The sequence below is a fragment of the Paenibacillus sp. RUD330 genome (assembly GCF_002243345.2).
In the GTDB taxonomy this organism is placed as follows: domain Bacteria; phylum Bacillota; class Bacilli; order Paenibacillales; family Paenibacillaceae; genus Paenibacillus_O.
Window position 1 is genome coordinate 1,992,318 of record NZ_CP022655.2, and the last position, 17,622, is coordinate 2,009,939.

A 17,622-nucleotide genomic window follows, 5' to 3' on the forward strand; every position below is an offset into this window, starting at 1 on the left:
GTCTTTCGGGAACACGGCTTGCTTTTCGATTGTTCCCTCTGCTGCCGCTTTATTTAAAAAGGTCGGAAAAAGCCTTGATCCGGTCCACGAAAAGGCCTTTGAGCTGGTCGGCGCCCTCCGCTGGCGCGGCATAGGATTTGTAGCCGCCGAAGGATTCGATCCCTACGGCCGCTTGCCTCAACTCCTCCGAGAAGTTCGCCTCGATGATTTCTTCCGTCTTTTTCGGCTTTTCATTGCAGATGAAATACCCGGCGCGCTTGCCCAGAAGCGCGTCCTTGTTTTTCTTGATGTAGTCCCGGATCGGCTTGTAGATTTTGCCGTCTCTTACTCCGGCGCCTACGATTACGGAATCGAAAGCGGCCAGATCGGGCATCCCGGTCTCGATATTGCACAGGATGCTGCCGGGAAGCTCCTCCGCCAATACGTTGGCGCACTGCTTGACGGCTCCTGTTTTGGTCGCGTACAGAACGAGTGTTGCCATGACGTTCTCCCCTTTTTGTCGGTTGTTTTTCGGCTGAGACGGTTCCAACGGATTATTTCGACTTCGTTTCTCCAGCTGTGAATCGCTGGTCTTTATTTTACTTCATTCAAACAAAAATTTCATCTATCGAGAATCTTGATCATCAAACATCTTTGTGGAAGAGGTAGCAGAGAAAGGCAATGCATGGGGGATGGCTGCGATAAGGCAGGCAAGGAGCAAGGAGCAAGGAGCAAGGAGCAAGAAGCAAGAAGCTGAGGCTCCCGAAAAAGAACAAAAGCGCTTTGTCCGCGAGGGACAAAACGCTCCGAATGCAGGAGGGAATCGAATGCAGCCTGAGGCCGATCCGATCCCGGCGGGCGAATCAACTGAAATCCACCCGGCAGAAGGCTGGAATATCCTTCTTGACGGCTACCAGCGGTTGACCGCGTGCTCGGCGAACGCCATCAGATCCTTGACCTCGATCCTCTCGCCGTCATCGAGCACCGCGCAGCCGCTGAAGCGGCCGAAGATCTGATGGCAGCTCGTGTGGATCTTCAGCAGCTTGGTCTCCGTGCAGCGGTCGTAGACCGGAACGAAATCCATTTCGAACCGGCCGTCGTCGCTGGTGAACTTCTTCGGTGCCAGGTACCCGCCGCTTCCGGCAAGATCGAAGTCCACCCGGCCGAGCTTATGCGCCTTGCCGTCATAGAAAAGCATGTTCTCCGTTGCGGCGGCGGTATTCCCGAAGCCGAAGCCGATGTTGAAGCCGAACCTCTTCCCCGCGGCATGACCGCTGCCGCTGCCCCAGAACCACTCATGGCTGAACGGCCATACGCCGCGCCCCCAATCCAGCAAGCCGAAGGACGAATCAGGCTCGAAACGATACTCCTGCTCCCCGATCCGGGCAAAACCGGAAGCCGGCATGCAGCTGATCTTGTGATTGTAGTAAAAGAAGGTCTCCCTTTCGTCGAAGGGCGTCGCCATCACGATTGAATTCCGGTCCCGCTGGGAGAGCGTGACGTCGATCTCCAGCGGCGGCTGTCGGCCTCCCTCCCATCTGCAGGTGAGCCTTCGCTCCGATTCTCCCGGCTGGAACGACAGGAACATTCCTTTCTTGCGATAGGCAAGATCGCCTGCATCCGCCGAGGGTGGCATGTTCAGCCGGCCGAACGGCAGCAGGAGCATGACGGAATAGTCGTAGCGCTTGCCCGTGGCATATTCGAACAGCTTGACCGACACATCCCCCGCATAAGACACATGCCCGATCGTCATCTGCAGGCAGTAGTCGTCATTGGACACCTGGTAAAAATCCCATTCCTTGATCCTCCAAGGCGGTGCCTTGATCCGGTTCCGGTTGAAATCCAGCACGGCTTCCGTCGAGTACCCCCGTTGAGCCAGCGTGCCGTTGTCCGTCAGCACGGGGCCAGGCGCAAGGATCCGATTTTGCATGGTCGTCATCCCTCCGGCGCTCTGATTGCTTTCTTGTCTTTAAGGAAGTCTAGTTCTCCGTCCGCTCCATGCAATCCTTTAACCGGCGCGACACTTTCCGGAGAAGGACAAGCCGGCCCGATCTGTGAGCCGTTCAAGAAATCTGCGGCAGCAGGACGCAGCCCAGATAGATTGGCGTTCCCCACACATCAGCGCGGACATACGGTTGATTCCCGTCCGCATTATTCCGGATGAATCCACGAATCCTACTTGCCGTGATCCGACCGCTTGTTCCTTCCCGGTCAGATCGCCCGGAAACCGTCCGCTTCTTCGGACAGCGGCTTGAATGCAAGCGGTGTAGAAAGCACCGTCATCGTCGTCGTGAAGCCGAATTCGCTGCAGCGGACCAGAAAAGCTTCCAAGGAAGCGATCGACCTCGTCTGGACCTTGAGTATGAAGTTGTATTGGCCGCTGAGCTGATGCATCTCCGCGACTTCCGGCGATTCGCCGCCGAACTTCGCCAGCTTGCCGCAGCTGCCGGTCTGGACGAGCACGAACGCCGTCACCGCTTTGCCGAGCTTCTCCGGCGAGACGATGGCGCGGTAGGAGTCGATGATTCCCTTTTCCTCCAGCTTGCGCACCCGCTCGGACACCGCGGGCTGAGTCATGGAGATCGCCCGTCCGAGCTCGGACAGGGGCATGCGGGCGTTGCGCTGCAGATGCTGAAGAATCTGATGGTCGATCGCGTCCATGAAGGAAGACCTCCTTGCCTGTTATAATAAGTCCATTTTATCCTTGGAGCAGGAAAATGGCGATGATTTCAAGGTTTCAGGCTCCGAATGCCTTGAATGCAGCCTGTATTCCTGTCCTCGCTGGAGAGTACAATGAGAACAACTAGAGCCGCAAGCCGGGAGGAGAAGCCTTATGACCATTAAAACCACATTCCGTTCCACGACGGTCGCCAGTCCGGGAGCCATCGGAAGCCTGAAGCTAGGCAATCGTCTCATGCTCGCCCCGCTGCAGCAGAACGAGGGGACGATCGACGCCATGGCGACCGATCACCATGTCGAATTCTACTCCAGCCGCGCCAAAGGCGTTGGACTCGTCATCGTCGAATCGACGGCGGTATCGGCGGATGGAAGGCTGTACAGCAGCGATATCGGCATCTTCACGGACGCCCATGTCGAGCCGCTGCGGAAGGTCGTCGAAGCGGTCCATCGCGAGGGGACGCCGGTATTCGTCCAGCTCTCGCACGGAGGCCGGAAATCATGGCCTGACGTGACGAGCCGCCTCGCCGCTCCGAGCGCGCTGGCCTACGACAGCCACTATGGCATGCCTGAGCCGCTCATGAAGGAAGAGCTGAAGCGGCTGCTCGTCGACTTCCGGGAGGCGGCGAGAAGAAGCCTGGAAGCCGGCTTCGACGGCATCGAGCTGCATGCGGCGCACGGCTATCTGCTTCATCAGTTCCTCTCCCCGCTCTCCAACCGCCGCAGCGACATGTACGGCGGGCCGCTGGAGAACCGGGTCCGGTTCATCGGCGAAGTGCTGGACGCCATCCGGGAGGAGGTCGGTCCCCGCTATCCGGTGCAGCTTCGGGTATCGGCTTCCGACTTTGCCGAAGGCGGACTTGCGCCTGCGGAGGTGGCTCAGGCAGCCGCTCTGCTGGAGTCGCGGCTCGATGCCGTCCATGTGTCCGCAGGCGGGCTGCTGCCCGTTCAGCCGCTCGCTTCCCAGCCTGGGTATCAAGTTCCTTATGCCGCCGCCATCAAGCAGCACATCCGCATTCCGGTCATCGCGGTAGGCAAGATCCACACGGAGAGCTTAGCCAATTTCGTTCTGGGGGACGGTCTGGCGGATTTCATCGCGCTCGGCAGCCCGATGATGGAGGATGCCGATTTCGCGGAGAAGCTGCTTGCCGGCCGAGGCTGAGCGCATCGCGCAAGCAAGGCTGAGGGTGCGTCCTTGACAGCAATCGCTGCGAGACGCGAATAGGCGCTGAAGCCATCCTGGAGGTGATCGGAAGGGGAGGACGGGAGAGGTGCAACCGGATTGGAGCTCAGAGGGAGCCGGCTTGTCCGCCGCCCATTCCGTCCCTGTTCTCCCGGATCAAGGCGACCAGGCTGGCGGCGGCGGGAGACAGCCGCTCCCCTCGGCGGGTGCAGATCGCGATGCTGTTCCGCATGCTCACGCCCTCCACATGCACCCGGCTCAGCTCCCCCCGGCGCATCTCGTCCCGGACGACGAGCGAGGACACGAAGCTGGCTCCGTAACCGGCGATGACGGCGCTGACCGCTTCATGGAGGCCGTTGAACTGAAGAGCGATCCGGGGGGAAGGGACATTATAGGTGCGGCAGAGGGAGAACAGCCTTTCTCTTGTGGAGCTGCCCTCCTCCCGCATGATGAAGGGCTCTCTCATCATGTCGTCGAGGCCGATCGCGCGGCCGGCATGCCGATGCGTCGGAGCGACGACGAACCAGAGCTCGTCCTGAAACAGCTCTTCGGCTTGGATCGTATCGGGATGCTCCTCCGGCAGCCCGCCGTACAGGGCGAGATCGGCTTCCATCCGCTGCAGCCGCCGCAGCGCTCCGCTGGAGTTGGTCGTCGTCACGCTCATCTCCACTCGCTCATGCTTCTGCTTGAATTTGGCGAGCCAGGCGGGCAGCAGGAAGTTCGCGGGCAAATAGGTGGCCGCCAGCGAAATCCGTCCTTGCTCGCCTCGTCCGTACTGCTCCGCCAGCGTCTCGATCTGCCTCTCGACGGCAAAGAGGCGGTCCGCCAGCTCTTTGACCTGCCTTCCGGCGTCCGTGAGCCGTATTCCCCGGCCTTCCGGCTGGAGCAGCGGCAGGGCAAGCTCCTTCTCGAATTTCTTGATCTGGGCTGTAATGGCCGGCTGGCTGATGCTCAGCCGCTCGGCCGCCCGGGTTACGCTGCCCGAGGATGCGACAGCGTGGAACAAGCGGAGGGCATGCAGGTTCATCGTTCATTCTCCTTTGCTCGGAAGCCGCTTTTCGACTTTATATTATAATTAAAATGTATCATTAAAAGCATAACATATATTATATTTATGCTTTCATTTCGGATAAAGTGAAATCAAGAGCCGAGGCCGCTCGGCTACTTCGCCGAAGGAGTGATTCATGATGATGCCGATCTGGACGCAAGTAGACGATTATATCGAAGACCGCCTTATCGAGGCAGACCGCGTTCTGAGCGAGGTGCTGTCCGCCAACCGCAGGGAAGGGCTGCCGGAGATCGACGTGACCGCCGCCCAAGGCAAGCTGCTGCAGCTGCTCGTGCGAATGAAGGGAGCCAGGCGCATTCTGGAGATCGGAACGCTTGGAGGCTACAGCACGATCTGGATGGCGCGCGCCCTGCCCGAGGACGGAACGCTCGTCAGCCTTGAGCTGGAGCCTCATCATGCGGATGTCGCCCGGAGCAATATCGCGCTTGCCGGCCTTGAAGCCCAGGCAGAGGTCAGGACGGGCGATGCTCGCGCCAGCCTGGAGGAGATGGAGAAGGCGGGAATCGAGCCGTTCGATTTCATCTTCATCGATGCCGACAAGCCGAACAACCCGGCCTATCTGAAGTCGGCGCTGCGCCTGTCCCGTCCCGGCACCGTCATCATCGGCGACAACATCGTGCGCGGCGGAGAAGTGGTCGGCAGGCACAGCACCGATCCGCGGGTGCATGGAGTCCGCGCCTTCATCGACCTGATGGCGGCAGAGGCGAGGCTGTCCGCGACCGCGATCCAGACTGTCGGCCGCAAAGGCTACGACGGCTTCGCGCTGGCGATCGTGCAGGACTGACCTCATGGTCCGCAAGGATGCCGGCTGCAAGGCTGCATCAAACAAAGCCATCGGCTCCGATTCTAGGATCGGAGCCGATGGCTTGTTCCCGCAGCTTGCAGCTGCCGGGGCGGCCGGTCTGCCTTGCGCTTTTTTCTGCCGGAATCAGGCCATTAGAAACCGGATCAGGCCGAGCAGGCCGAAGGCCAGCAGCGCCGTCCCGGAGCCGATGCCCGTCAAGGCGCTGACGGCCAGCTTCAGCCTGCGGGAGAGGATTGCCGCCGCCAGTGAAACGGCCACGAGGAGAACCGCCAGCACATGCAGGCTCCAGTCGTCGAACACGCCGGCCAATCCGAAGAAATGGATGCCGACGACAAAGGCGATCCATGCGGATACGTACGCCGATCTTCGCGTCGCAATCAGGTAGAAGGCGCCGAGCCCTCCGAGCAGCACCTCGGCATAGACCGAGATCAGATAGCCTTGGAATGATCCCGCTTCATCCAATGCCGACGGGGCATCCCAGTTCCGGATGCTGGAATAGACGCCGAACAGGCAGACCAGCATGGCGATCCCGGCTGCGATGCCGAGATACAGGCGCCAGCTCTTGGGCGGATTCTCCTGCGCCCACCCGAACCAGCTGAAGCTGAACAAGCCGAATACCGAGGCATACATGGCGTAATCTCTTCCATCATCCATTCCGAGCTCCCCTTTCTTGGCTCCCTTTTCGTACACGGTCCGTTCCATCTCCTCATTATGAGGAAGAAAGGCCGCCCGGCGAATCGGTCTGCAGACGGAGAAAGCGAAATCAACTTCTCCGCGCGCTTTCCTTTCCTTCAAGGCGGACGTGTCCAATCCCGGCTGATTTTTCCGGCATAGTCTGATAGGGAAAGGAAGAGTAGGAAAGAGGGATGACATGAGGCTGAAAAAGGTGATGAAAAGCTATGATTTGATCGTCAGTCTGGGATCGTCCTGCTCCCCGGCCATTCATATGAGAAGGCATGGGCTCAGGAAGTTCTCCATGCCGCTCGACTGGATGGTGTCGCTTTCGCTCGGCGATGTGGCCCGGCTGTTCGATCATCGTTTCCATGATTTCATGAAGCTGGAGCATCTGGTCATGGCAGAGGAGACCTTTTATCCCCAATATTATCTGGACGACGGGGAGCCCATTTATTTGGAGCCGGTCGAAAAAAAGCTGATCAAGTCCTATTTCATCAAGGATGCGCTGTACAATATCATCTCCGTCCATGATTTCCCCATATTTGAGGGCCAGCACTGGAGCTCCTCGTATCCGGCCTACAAGGCCAAGCTCGACATGCGCGTCGCGAGATTGTGGGAGGGCTTGAGTCAGAGCCGGCATCCGCTCTTCATCCGGTGGTATGCCGAATATGACCAGGCGGCCGCCATGCAAGCTGCGCTGACGAGAGTGCTGGGCGGCAAAGAGTTCACGCTGCTTGTTCTGAATCCGGTCGCGGAGCTGAAGACGGTCCAGGAAGCCGATTGGAAAATGAGCCAGGTGTGCGTCTTGGAAGTACCGCATGATATCAAGGACGATGCGCTGTGGGACCGAGTGCTGAGCGGCATCAAATTGAACTAGATTCTCGCAGGGCGCCCGCCATGCGAAGCCGCCGCCTTCGCGGAAGCGGCCGGGCAGAATTGGCTTGTAGCCAAACGGTACCTGTACATTCCGGCTTCATAGTGGATACAATAAGGGAACTACGCGCGTTGACCCTCCATGGATGGAGGAGCGCGCCCTACAGGAGGTGAAGCAGGTGAACCGCGAATGTGCCCATTCTATCGTCAGCCGGCTGCCCATTGCCATGGCTGGCATCGTGCATGATTGTTCGGCGAACGGGATTGCTCTGTCCATTCTGCCCTGTACGAACGGCCCCATCGCGAGAAGACGCCTGCCCTGACCTCTACGGATCGCCATGCCATCCATAGAGCCGCGGCCAGCTGCCGCGGCTCTTTTTTGCGCTGAGGCAGCGTCTTCCCTAATAGGAGATGAATCCATGATTATCGTCAACGCTCAGAACGTAAGAAAATATCACGCCGCCCATCTTGTGCTGGACGGTGCCGCTTTTCAAATCCAGGATGGAGAGAAGGTAGGCCTGATCGGCCGCAACGGCAGCGGCAAATCGACGCTGCTGAGGCTCCTATCCGGCCGGGACTCTGCAGACGAAGGCATGCTGACGGTGCGCAGGGATGCCCGCATCGGATATTTGCCGCAAATTCCCGCAGCGTACGATTCGATGACGGTGTACGAGGTGCTCGCCAGCGGATTCGGCAGCTTGATGAAGGCGAAGGAAGAGCTCGCGGGGCTGGAAAGCCGGATGGCCGATCCTGATCTGGCTCCTTCCGCGCTGGAGCGGCTGCTGGTCCGCTATTCCGAGGTTCAGGAATTGTTCGAGCAGGGGGGAGGCTACGACATCGATACCTTCATCGATCAGGTCGCGAGCGGCCTGCAGATCGACCGCAGCCGGGACGGGGAGACGCTCGGGAGCCTGTCGGGCGGGGAGAAGACCCGGGTCGTGCTGGCTTCCCAGCTGGTGACGCGTCCCGATTTGCTGCTGCTGGACGAGCCGACCAACCATCTGGATCTGAAAGGGATGGAGTGGCTGGAGCCATTTTTGCGAGGGTATGCCGGCAGCTGCGTCATCGTCTCCCATGACCGTTATTTCCTGGATGCCGTCGGAACGAAAATGATCGAGCTGGAGGACGGCGAAGCCCACACCTATCTGTCCGACTACAGCGGATACCTCAGGTTGAAAGAGGAGCTTCTGCTGCGGCAGTTCGCCGAATTCCAGGAACAGCAGAAGGCGATCAGGAAGATGAAGGAGACGATCCGCAGGCTGGAGGAATGGGGGCGAATCGGGGACAACGAAAAGTTCTTCAAGCGCGCGGCGTCGATCCGCAAGGCGCTGGAGAAGATGGAGGCCGTCAAGCGCCCGGTCCTGGAGCCGAAGACGGCGGAATTCAGCTTGAATCCGCAGGACCGGTCGGGGAAGCAGGTCATCGCCTTCGAGCGGGTTTCGAAGCGGTACGGCGACCGCATCCTTCTGCAGGGAGCCGAAGGAAAGCTCCTCTATGGGGAGAAGACGGTCCTGATCGGAGACAACGGCAGCGGGAAAACGACTCTGCTGAAGATGCTTCTGGGCCGGGAGTCCGCGGATGAAGGCGAGCTGAAGCTGGGAACCCGGCTGGAGATCGGCTATCTGGCCCAGCAGGAGCCTGCCTCCGAGCCGGAGAAGTCCGTGCTGGACTACTTCCGGACGGAAGCGGGCATGGAAGAAGGCGAGGCGCGCCATCTGCTGGCGCGGTACCAATTCTACGGAGCCGCCGTGTTCCGTCCGCTCAAGGCTCTGTCCGGCGGAGAATGGTCCCGGCTGCGGCTCGCCCTGCTGGTGCGGAAGCGGCCCAACCTGCTGCTGCTCGACGAGCCGACGAACCATCTCGACACCGCCTCCCGAGAAGCGTTGGAGGAGGCGCTCGAGGAGTTCCCGGGCACGATCCTGGCCGTGTCCCATGACCGGTACTTCATCAACCGCATCGCCGGGCGCGTCTGGGAGCTCTCCGGAGGCCGCATCGTTTCCTGGAATGGAAACTATGACGGGTATAAGGCGGAGAAGGCCAAGCAGCCGGCAGCGGGCAGCCGCTTCGCAGGAGACCGCAATCCGGAGCCTGCCGCGATCGGGAGCGCTGCGGCTCCTCCGGCCCAGGCCGCCTTTCCCGGTGAAAGGAAGGACGCGAGGAGCGGCAGCAAGGCAAACGTGAAGCAGACGGAGCAGCCTGGAAAGGATCTGCTCGGTAAGCAACCGGAGCAGCTTGAAAAGCAAATGGAGCGGCTCGAAAAGGAAATTGCCCATCTGGAAGCGAGGGTCGCGGCAGCCGGCGCCGAGCTTGAGCGGCTTGCCGTAAACGGCAGCCCGGAGGCGCTGGAGAAGCGATGGGAGGAGCGGGAGATGGACGAGCGGCAGCTGGCCGGTCTGACGGACCGCTGGCTGGAGCTGGCCGGAGAGTAAGGCGGTTGGTACGGTATTGCTTTGGCAGAGGCATACGGCTTCAGGCGCATGGACTGCAGAAGGAAGGCTCTGCGCCAGGCGCCGCTTAGCGGCATTCTATTCAAGCTCCATGAGGAAGGCGCAGCCGATCGGCTGCGCGTTTTCCCCCTCTCCGGGGAGGCAATGCATGCGCGAACGTTCATGATATCGCCATGAAATGCTTGCCTACTAAAAGAAATGCATGCCGATCCGCATTGACTTCATCACTTTAGTTAGATTACTCTAAATAAAGTATTCAATATCAAGTAAAGAGAGATGGAGTGGAAGCATGAAAGCATTTCTGAAAAACAAGATGATCATGAGCGGCGTATTCATGATCGTTTTTTACCAGATCATCATGATCGGCATCTTTATGTCGGGCTACAGCGCGGTTCCTAAAAATCTTCCGGATTTGACGGTAGCCATCGTCAACGAGGATCAGCAGTCCGGAGCCAAGTTCGTCGAGCAGCTGAAGGAGCAGCTTCCCTTCCATGTCGTGACGGATGCCAGCCTCGATCAGGCCAAGCAGCAGCTTGAGGACAGGGATATTCAGTTCATCATGCATATTCCGGCCGATTTTACAGGCAAGCTGTCTGCGCAAGGCGAGCAGGCCAAGCTGGACTTTTTCATCAATGAATCCAATCCCGCTACGGTTACGAGCAGCATGCACAGCGTGGTGAACCAGGTCTCGTCCAAGATCATCGCTCAGATCCAGTCTCAGAGCTTCGAGGGACTGCTGCAGGGCATGAAGATGCCTGCCGACCAGTCGAAGCAGACCGTGGAAAGCATCATGGGCAAGGTCGAGACGACTATCGTGTCCACCAACCCGCAGCCTGCGGGAACGCATAATCAGATGGCGCCGATGTTCCTGACGATGGCTACGTACGTCGGAGCGATGATCTATTCCATGATGAGCATCGGCACGCTGAACCAGCTCAAGGGACGCATGGGCAAATGGCGCGCCTTCGGAGCCTTGCAGGGAGTGAACGCGCTGCTCTCGCTGATCGCTCCGCTGGTCGGGCTCGCGATCTACTTCTCCGTCCATGGCTACGGCGCCGAAGCCTTCCTGCAGATGTGGATGGTCCACGCGCTGGAAATGTTCGTCGCCATCACGTTCACGAGCCTGTTCTGCCTCCTGCTCGGCCAGGCCGGCATGATTGTGAACCTGCCGGTCCTGCTGACGCAGACGATCGCGAACGGAGCCGTCGTGCCGCGCGAGATGATGCCGGCTTACTTCGAGTGGTTCAGCTACATTTCTCCGATGTACTATACGGTCCACCTCGACTACAACATCCTGTTCGGCGGCGGCCGGACGGCCGATTATCTGCTTGGCCTCGGCCTCGTCGGGCTCGGCGCGCTGATCGTCAACAGCGTGATCCATCATTTCAAGGCGGTCAGGAAACCTCTGGACCATGCCGAGACTGCAGGACAGCCGCTTTTCATGTAAACTGAATACCAAAGGGGCTGACGGGCATTGCCGCCTGGTCGGCCTCTATTCGGTTCACGATGGACGTTAAGGAGGCTCGCCGATGTCGCTTCAAATCTTCATCCTCGGAACGCTCAGCGAAGGGGATCGACATCCCTACGATATCAAAAAGCAGGTTCTGAAGCCGCTGGACGGCAATGTGACGATCAACGACGGAACGCTCTATTATCAATTCGAGGTGCTGGCCAAAAAAGGGCTCATCCGTAAAATAGAGGTCGTCCAAACCGACAACCGCCCGGAGAAAACAACCTATGGCATCACGGAAAAAGGAAGGCTAGCGCTGGAGGAGGAAATCTATGCCGCCTTCCAGAAATTCAGCTCGGCGACCTCGCTGTATTCTTCCCTCATGTTCCTGGACAAAGTGGACAAGCAGAAGCTGATTTATCTGATCGGGGAGGCGGTCGCCAGGCTCGAGAGCCGCATCCGCCAGATCGAGGAGTCCGATCCCGCGCTTGGCAGCGTGCCCGACGCGAAGCGGTCCGCCGTCAGGCTGATCATCGACCATGCCGATGAGTCCATCCGTAACGACATCCGCTGGCTGCGCAAGGTGCTGGAGCAGCTGAATGAATCTTGATTGGTAGCGGCAGAAACTAGGCTCTGGCAGCTTTTAAACAGAGCTGGAACAGACCTGGGAAGCCCTTCGGGGCCAGCCTGGGTTTGTTCGGGTTCAGCCATTATTCACCTGCCGGAGAGGCTCGGGCTCCTTTACAATGAGAGCAGCCGAACTCTAAGCGAAGGTGAAGCTGAGTGCCGATCGACAAGCGAAATAGACTGGATGAGAATCCGTTTGAATACCGGATCTCCAAAGACAGGAAAGTATTCATTTCCTGGCAGGGCAAGGCCGTGTCGACGCTGGCCGGCAAAAAAGCCGAGAAATTCATTGCGGCCGCCCAAACGGCGGGAGATTTCGAAATCCAGCTGCTGCTTGCCAAAGCAACCGGACATTTCAAGCATGGCAATGAACGCTGATCGACGGCGCATTCAAGGATGGCGCCGTCTTGCATTCCATTCCCTGAGAATTGACGTATAATAGAATTCGTTCCAGCTGGCCTTCCGGCTTTGCTCGGAAGAGCCGTCTATTTTCGGCGCGGTTCAAGCCAAAACAAAAAGTTATTTTTAAACGCCGCAGAGGGGAATGGATTCAGTGCTTCAATGGGCAAAAGGGAAGATAGGACGGGGAGCGGCCGTTCCGCCGGAAAGGAAGCTGAGCCGGGATGCGGTCACCTCGCTGATCATCCATAGCTGCTTCCAGTTCGGGGCATCGATGTCGGGCTTGTTTCTCAACCTGTACTTGTGGAGGCTGACCGAGGACCTCGCGATCAACGGGCTGTACAACATCATCTGCTTCGCGATCACCCCGGCGGCGTTCGCCGCGGGCGGCTGGCTGGCCAAGCGCAAGGATCGGATGGCCGCATACAGGCTGGGCATCGTCATGATCGCCCTGTTTTACCTGCTTGTCGTCGTCGCCCAGGAGCGGGTAGCGGAATATTATGTCCTGTTCGCGCTGTTGAACGGAATATCGTCCGGCTTCTATTGGGTCGGCTATCTCGTGCTTCAATACGACGTGTCTACGGAAACGAACCGGATCCGGTATCTGGCGATCAACATGATCGCCTTCAATTCCGCCGGCCTTGCCGGTCCGGCGCTGGCGGGCCTCATCATCCGCCGCAGCGAAGGGCTGCAAGGGTATATCCTTATTTTTGCGCTGGCCTTTGTCATGTTCGCGGCCGCGGCCGTCATCAGCTTCCGGATTCCGATGCAAACTATGCGCCACCGCACCTATTATCTGAATCTGATGGGCTTGCTGATGTCCAAGCACAGGAGATGGCGCAGAGCGCTGTACAGCTTCTTCGTCTTCGGCCTGTTCCAGGGAATCATGCTGTTCCTTCCCAACATCCTGCTGTTCCGCACCGTCGGCCGCGAGGACTGGGTCGGCTATCTCGGCGTGCTGTTCTCCGCCTTGACGGTCGCTACCGGGTATGTCATTTCCCGCTCCGCCCAGCAGGAGCATGTGCGCCTCTACCTGCTCATCTCCTCGATCGGAGTCACGCTCGGGGCGGCGCTCCTGCTGCTGGACGTGAAGCTGTGGTCCGTCGCCGCCTTCATGATCCTGTTCTCGGTGTTCAACCCGCTCGCGGTCAACACGCTGACCTCGTATTATTACCGGCTGATCGGCCAGCTGCCGCTCAAGGGGCAGCTGCGCGTCGAGTCGGTCATCATGCGGGAGCTGTTCCTCAACGCCGGTCGTGCCGTATCGATCGCGCTGCTGCTCCTGTGCGCGGCCGATATGCGGCCGTCGTTCATGGCGGCGGTGCTGTTCGGCATGGCGGCTCTGCAGTTCGCGCTGCCGGGACTGGTGAAGGAGCGTCAATGAACGGAAGTCAGCATCCATCCACCCATCCATTCATCCGCAGATGTCAGCTTGTCATTCATCCATAGATGCACCTATCAAGAGCGACTCCATCGGGAGGGGCTCTTTTTGATTGCCGCTTTTTTCCCGGCAGGGTGACATGCAAGCGCGCCGCGCCGGTCCAGCCTGCCGTGATGTTGAAGAAGCCGGAACTGCCTATTGGGGAATGCCGCTCAAACGCAAGGCTAGTTCCTTTCATCCGGAGCTGTCAGCCGGATAGCGCCGTCCGCCAGCTCCAGCTTGACCTTGTTGCGGTCCTTGGCACCGATGGACTCCAGGTAGGAGGCCGGAACCTGCAGCCGTCCGGCTTTGTCGAGGACGGCGTATTCGACATGCGAATCGGCTTCGTCCCGCGCGCCGGGAGCAATGCCTTGCTCCAGCTCCAGCAGCTCCTCGGCATAGGATTTGCGGCGGATCATTTCAGAGGAGGTTTTGCCGTCGCGGATCGCGACGACCCTCTCCACCTTCCGGGCGAGCAGCGGATCATGGGTGACGATGACAATCGTGATTCCCGTCGTCCGGTTCAAGTCGCGGAACAAGTCGAGAATCTGGTCCGACATCCGGGAATCGAGCGACCCCGTCGGCTCATCCGCGAGCAGCAGCCTCGGTCCGCCTGCCAGCGCGATCGCGACGGCGACCCGCTGCTGCTCGCCGCCGGACAGCTGGTGCAGCTTGCTGCCGCGCCGATGGCCGAGACCGACCGCCTCCAGCAGCTCCAGCGCGCGTTCGCGGCGCGGCTTCCCGCCGAGCAGGAGAGGCAGCTCGACATTTTCCTGAGCGGTGAGGTAGGGGATCAGGTTGCGGGCATTGTTCTGCCAGACGAAGCCGACGCTGCTGCGCTTGTAGGCGACGAGATCACGCTCGCTCATCTTGAGCATGTCGCGCCCGTTCACGACCAGCTTGCCGGCCGAGGGGCGGTCCAGTCCGCCCAGCATATTGAGCAGAGTCGACTTCCCGCTGCCGCTGTTGCCGATGATGGCCATCAGCTCGCCGGCCTCGACCTCGAGATCGAGGCCCTGCAGGGCGAATACCTCCAGCCCGGCGGCCTTATAGATTTTGACCAGCCCTTCGCAATGAATCATATCGAATCAGTCCTCCCCGAGCTTGAGCGCTTGATGGATCCGGCTTCTGGACAGCATGATCCCGAGCACGGCCAAGCCGATCAGCAGCGTCATGCCGACCATCCCGTACAGCTTGGCGAAATCGCCGGCGGCAAGGATGACCCGGAATGGCGGGACGAGAGCCGCCGGGTCGAATGCCAGCTGGAAATGGGGGACGAACAAGCGGCTCGCCGAGTAGCCTGCGGCCATGCCGATCAGGACGGCCGTTCCCGAAGTGAGCAGCTGCTCCAGGGCGAGCATGCCGATCAGCTGGCGCAGCGACAGGCCGACGGCGCGCAAAACGCCGTTTTGAAGCGTACGCCCTTTCAACGTCAGAATCCAGTACAGCATGAACCCGGCGAAGGCGACGAGAATCGAGATCAGGAATCCCAGCGTCAGGATGCCGTTGAGCGCCATGAAGAAGGGATCGTTTTTGGCTCGCGCGAGCTCATCTCTTGTATTGACGATGCTGGTCAAGTTCAGGCCGGCATGGGAAATGCCCTCGTAGAGCCGCGCCGTGGAGGCGCCGGGCTTCATCTTCAGCCAAACCTGATAGGGCTCGAGCGCGAGCTGGAACTGAATGCGAGACAGATGGCCGACGATGAGCATCGGCATGCTGCCTGAGACGGAGTCTTGAGAGGCCTGCAACCCGCCTGCCGCTCCCGGATTGGGATTGAAGGACGGAAAGAAAGGCAGGATGCCGTATACGACGAACGGCTGCGGATCGATCTTGTCCCAGCCGGCCCAGATCGTGTCGCCGGGCTTCACCTTCTTGTCTTCGGCCAGCGTCTGCGAGATCAGAACCGCGCGCGGATCCGGGGCGATCAGATTGAGATAATCGGCCAGCGGATAACGGAGGATGGAGTCGCCGAACCAGGCCGTCGCTCCGAAATCATCACTATCGATGCCCATGAGCTCGGCGGTGCCGCCGCTTCCGCCTGCAGTGAAGGCGGCATCCTTCTTGATGAACACCTTCGCCGCGTGCTCGACTCCGGGCAGGGCCGGGTAGGCGTCGAAGGGAGGCTCCGTGTAATGGACGACGGGCGAATCGGCCCCGGCAGCCTTGGCTTCTCCGCCGCCAGGCGAGTAAGCCGAAGCGTCCGCCGGCACATCGGACTGCCAGGGGCCGGAGAGGACGAAATCCGCTCCGTTGCGATACCGGATCTGTTCCTCGCGGTTGTTGTTGATCGTTCTGGCCGCCCCCGCGCTGAACACGCCGGAGGCGATGGTCAGGATGAGGAAGAGCATGAGGAACTGGTACTGGACGAGAGAGCGGCCCACCTGGATCAGGGAAGCGTACCAGGACGGCGGCCACCAGCGGCGTCCGAGCCTGTAGACGGCGGCGAGCAGCAGCGGATAGAGGCGCAGCAGCAGCAGGCCGGCTCCGATCATGAACAGCGCGGGCACGACGAACTGGAGCGGATCGATCCGCAGGTCTTCCGAGCCGAGTCCGAGCGTCTTCAGGCTGTGCAGCCGTTCCCGGAACGTATAGAGGCCGTAGAAGGAAACGCCGAGCAGGATGATGTCCACGAATGCTTTGCGCCATAAAGGCGTCCGGCCGGCTCTTGCCAGAGACTGCTTGTGGCCGACGATCGTGAAGCGAGTGGCGCGGATGACGGGCAGCAGCGTCATGGCGAAGGCGATGGCGGCCGCCGCTCCCGAATAGGCGAACGCCTCGGCGCCGACATGGACGGGAAGCCTGGAGCGTTGGACGAATTGCAGGAAGCCGCTCGATGCGCCGAGCAGCTCCGTCAATCCGGCTGCGAGGTACGGTCCGGCCGCGAAGGCGGCTCCGGCTATCATCAGCCCTTCGGCGGCGAACGCAGAGATGATCTGCAGCCTCGAAGCGCCGCGGCTGCGCAGGACGGCGATCTCGTTCTTCTGCCTGCCGGCGATGAGTTCGGACACCATGTACATATAGAATGCCAGCATGATCAGCACCGGGATGTCGAGGGACCACATCAGCGTCGCGAGGCGCTGCGACCGCTCTCCATAGCTGTCGATCGCCGCTGCGGCCGGGACGTCGAACTTGGTTTGGCTGACCGGGACGAGCTTGCCTGCAGCGCTCCGGATCGCCTGATCGGTGCTCAGGAAAGGCTCGATACCGCGCAGCGTCATCTTCGTGTAGTCCAGCACGAAATACCAGCTGGCGGAGAATAGGGGAGCCTTGCGGGCAGCCAGCATCTCCTTGGCGAACAAGCCTTCATCCATGACGAAGACGCGGTTGTAATCATCGAGCGACGGGTCGCGGAAGAAGAGGTCGCCTTCCTGCTGGACGCCGAAGCTGCCGACGGGCTTAAGGCGCAGATGCAGGTTGCGGCTGTCGTCATCAAGCCTGACGATCCGGCCGAGCACGAAGTCGAGCTCCTGAAGCGTCCGCTGGTTGACCATGACCTCATAGGCGCCGTCCGCATCCGGCTGCGGTGAAGGCAGCCGGCCGTCGATCAGGCGGATATGATCCTGGATGCCGCTGACGGAGCGGATGGCTCCGGTAGGCTTGAGCTGCTTGGGATCGGCGGCGGAGCCTTCCACCTCCAGCACGAGCTGTTCGGTCTGCAGCTCGGTCGCAGCCTGCTTGAGCGGCAGTCCGAAGCCGGGGACAGCCTCGTCATTCATGAAGCGGTCCAGGCTGGAGACGGCCTGGAGCTTCTTATCCGCCTTCATGTCCATCAAGGTGATTTTGGAGAAATAGGTGCCGGAATGCACGCCCGAATCCTGCTGCCGCCTCTCCAGGTCCTTCACGAGCATGCGGGAGAGGATGGCGTCGGAGTAGACCGGCATGGTGCTGACGAGGCCGGTCGTCAGCACCATGCCGAGAAGCAAGCTGGCGGCCAGCCATCTGTTGTTCGCCAGCTTGCGGAAGATCATCGTCAGCAGGGCCATGTCCAGGCCTCCTCTATGAGCGGGGTGAGAGAGCGG

15 protein-coding genes are annotated in these 17,622 nt (G+C 60.1%); 8 read left to right on the top strand and 7 right to left on the bottom strand.

From position 1 onward, the window contains the following. Nucleotides 1-49 precede the first annotated feature (49 nt). From CIC07_RS08885 to CIC07_RS08895, 3 genes are all read right to left on the bottom strand, one after another. Entirely contained in the window at nucleotides 50-481 is a 432-nt protein-coding gene (locus CIC07_RS08885) for a flavodoxin domain-containing protein (RefSeq protein ID WP_076358243.1), read from the bottom strand. A 408-nt stretch (nucleotides 482-889) separates the two neighbouring features. Beyond that, nucleotides 890-1,909: a DUF2804 domain-containing protein gene (locus CIC07_RS08890; RefSeq protein WP_076358242.1), complete on the bottom strand. Its 1,020-nt coding sequence runs from the start codon at nucleotides 1,907-1,909 to the stop codon at nucleotides 890-892. Nucleotides 1,910-2,190: 281 nt separating this feature from the next. Next, nucleotides 2,191-2,640 (bottom strand): Lrp/AsnC family transcriptional regulator, encoded by a 450-nt coding sequence (locus CIC07_RS08895; RefSeq protein WP_076358241.1) that lies wholly within the window; start codon nucleotides 2,638-2,640, stop codon nucleotides 2,191-2,193. A gap of 172 nt (nucleotides 2,641-2,812) precedes the next feature. On the opposite strand from CIC07_RS08895, the gene CIC07_RS08900 reads away from it, so the two are divergent. Beyond that, nucleotides 2,813-3,817, top strand: coding sequence for an oxidoreductase (locus tag CIC07_RS08900; protein ID WP_076358240.1), 1,005 nt, complete (start codon nucleotides 2,813-2,815; stop codon nucleotides 3,815-3,817). Nucleotides 3,818-3,944: 127 nt separating this feature from the next. Here CIC07_RS08900 and CIC07_RS08905 read toward each other — a convergent pair whose 3' ends face one another. After that, complete coding sequence (locus CIC07_RS08905) at nucleotides 3,945-4,865, bottom strand: LysR family transcriptional regulator (protein ID WP_076358239.1); 921 nt, start codon at nucleotides 4,863-4,865, stop codon at nucleotides 3,945-3,947. Between the two features lie 157 nt (nucleotides 4,866-5,022). Here CIC07_RS08905 and CIC07_RS08910 point away from each other — a divergent pair, with 157 nt between their 5' ends. Then, nucleotides 5,023-5,691 (top strand): O-methyltransferase, encoded by a 669-nt coding sequence (locus CIC07_RS08910; protein WP_076358238.1) that lies wholly within the window; start codon nucleotides 5,023-5,025, stop codon nucleotides 5,689-5,691. Between the two features lie 144 nt (nucleotides 5,692-5,835). On the opposite strand, the gene CIC07_RS08915 is transcribed toward CIC07_RS08910, so the two are convergent. After that, nucleotides 5,836-6,366, bottom strand: coding sequence for a hypothetical protein (locus CIC07_RS08915; RefSeq protein ID WP_076358519.1), 531 nt, complete (start codon nucleotides 6,364-6,366; stop codon nucleotides 5,836-5,838). A 217-nt stretch (nucleotides 6,367-6,583) separates the two neighbouring features. Between CIC07_RS08915 and CIC07_RS08920 the strand changes: the two genes are divergently transcribed. The 6 genes from CIC07_RS08920 (at nucleotide 6,584) to CIC07_RS08945 (ending at nucleotide 13,567) form a co-directional block, all read left to right on the top strand. Next, nucleotides 6,584-7,264, top strand: coding sequence for a DUF1796 family putative cysteine peptidase (locus tag CIC07_RS08920; RefSeq protein WP_076358237.1), 681 nt, complete (start codon nucleotides 6,584-6,586; stop codon nucleotides 7,262-7,264). A gap of 415 nt (nucleotides 7,265-7,679) precedes the next feature. After that, the gene (gene abc-f / locus CIC07_RS08925) at nucleotides 7,680-9,689 is read left to right on the top strand and encodes a ribosomal protection-like ABC-F family protein (protein ID WP_076358236.1); all 2,010 of its coding nucleotides are present in this window, start codon (nucleotides 7,680-7,682) and stop codon (nucleotides 9,687-9,689) included. 307 nt (nucleotides 9,690-9,996) lie between these two features. Continuing rightward, on the top strand, nucleotides 9,997-11,154 hold the full coding sequence (locus CIC07_RS08930) for a YhgE/Pip domain-containing protein (protein ID WP_076358235.1): 1,158 nt from the start codon (nucleotides 9,997-9,999) through the stop codon (nucleotides 11,152-11,154). Nucleotides 11,155-11,236: 82 nt separating this feature from the next. Then, nucleotides 11,237-11,767 (top strand): PadR family transcriptional regulator, encoded by a 531-nt coding sequence (locus CIC07_RS08935; RefSeq protein ID WP_076358234.1) that lies wholly within the window; start codon nucleotides 11,237-11,239, stop codon nucleotides 11,765-11,767. A gap of 173 nt (nucleotides 11,768-11,940) precedes the next feature. Further along, nucleotides 11,941-12,162 (top strand): hypothetical protein, encoded by a 222-nt coding sequence (locus CIC07_RS08940; RefSeq protein WP_076358233.1) that lies wholly within the window; start codon nucleotides 11,941-11,943, stop codon nucleotides 12,160-12,162. A gap of 166 nt (nucleotides 12,163-12,328) precedes the next feature. Then, nucleotides 12,329-13,567, top strand: coding sequence for an MFS transporter (locus CIC07_RS08945; RefSeq protein WP_076358232.1), 1,239 nt, complete (start codon nucleotides 12,329-12,331; stop codon nucleotides 13,565-13,567). Between the two features lie 221 nt (nucleotides 13,568-13,788). Here CIC07_RS08945 and CIC07_RS08950 read toward each other — a convergent pair whose 3' ends face one another. Further along, complete coding sequence (locus tag CIC07_RS08950) at nucleotides 13,789-14,685, bottom strand: ABC transporter ATP-binding protein (RefSeq protein WP_076358231.1); 897 nt, start codon at nucleotides 14,683-14,685, stop codon at nucleotides 13,789-13,791. A 6-nt stretch (nucleotides 14,686-14,691) separates the two neighbouring features. Further along, on the bottom strand, nucleotides 14,692-17,586 hold the full coding sequence (locus tag CIC07_RS08955) for an ABC transporter permease (protein ID WP_076358230.1): 2,895 nt from the start codon (nucleotides 17,584-17,586) through the stop codon (nucleotides 14,692-14,694). Nucleotides 17,587-17,622 lie beyond the last annotated feature (36 nt).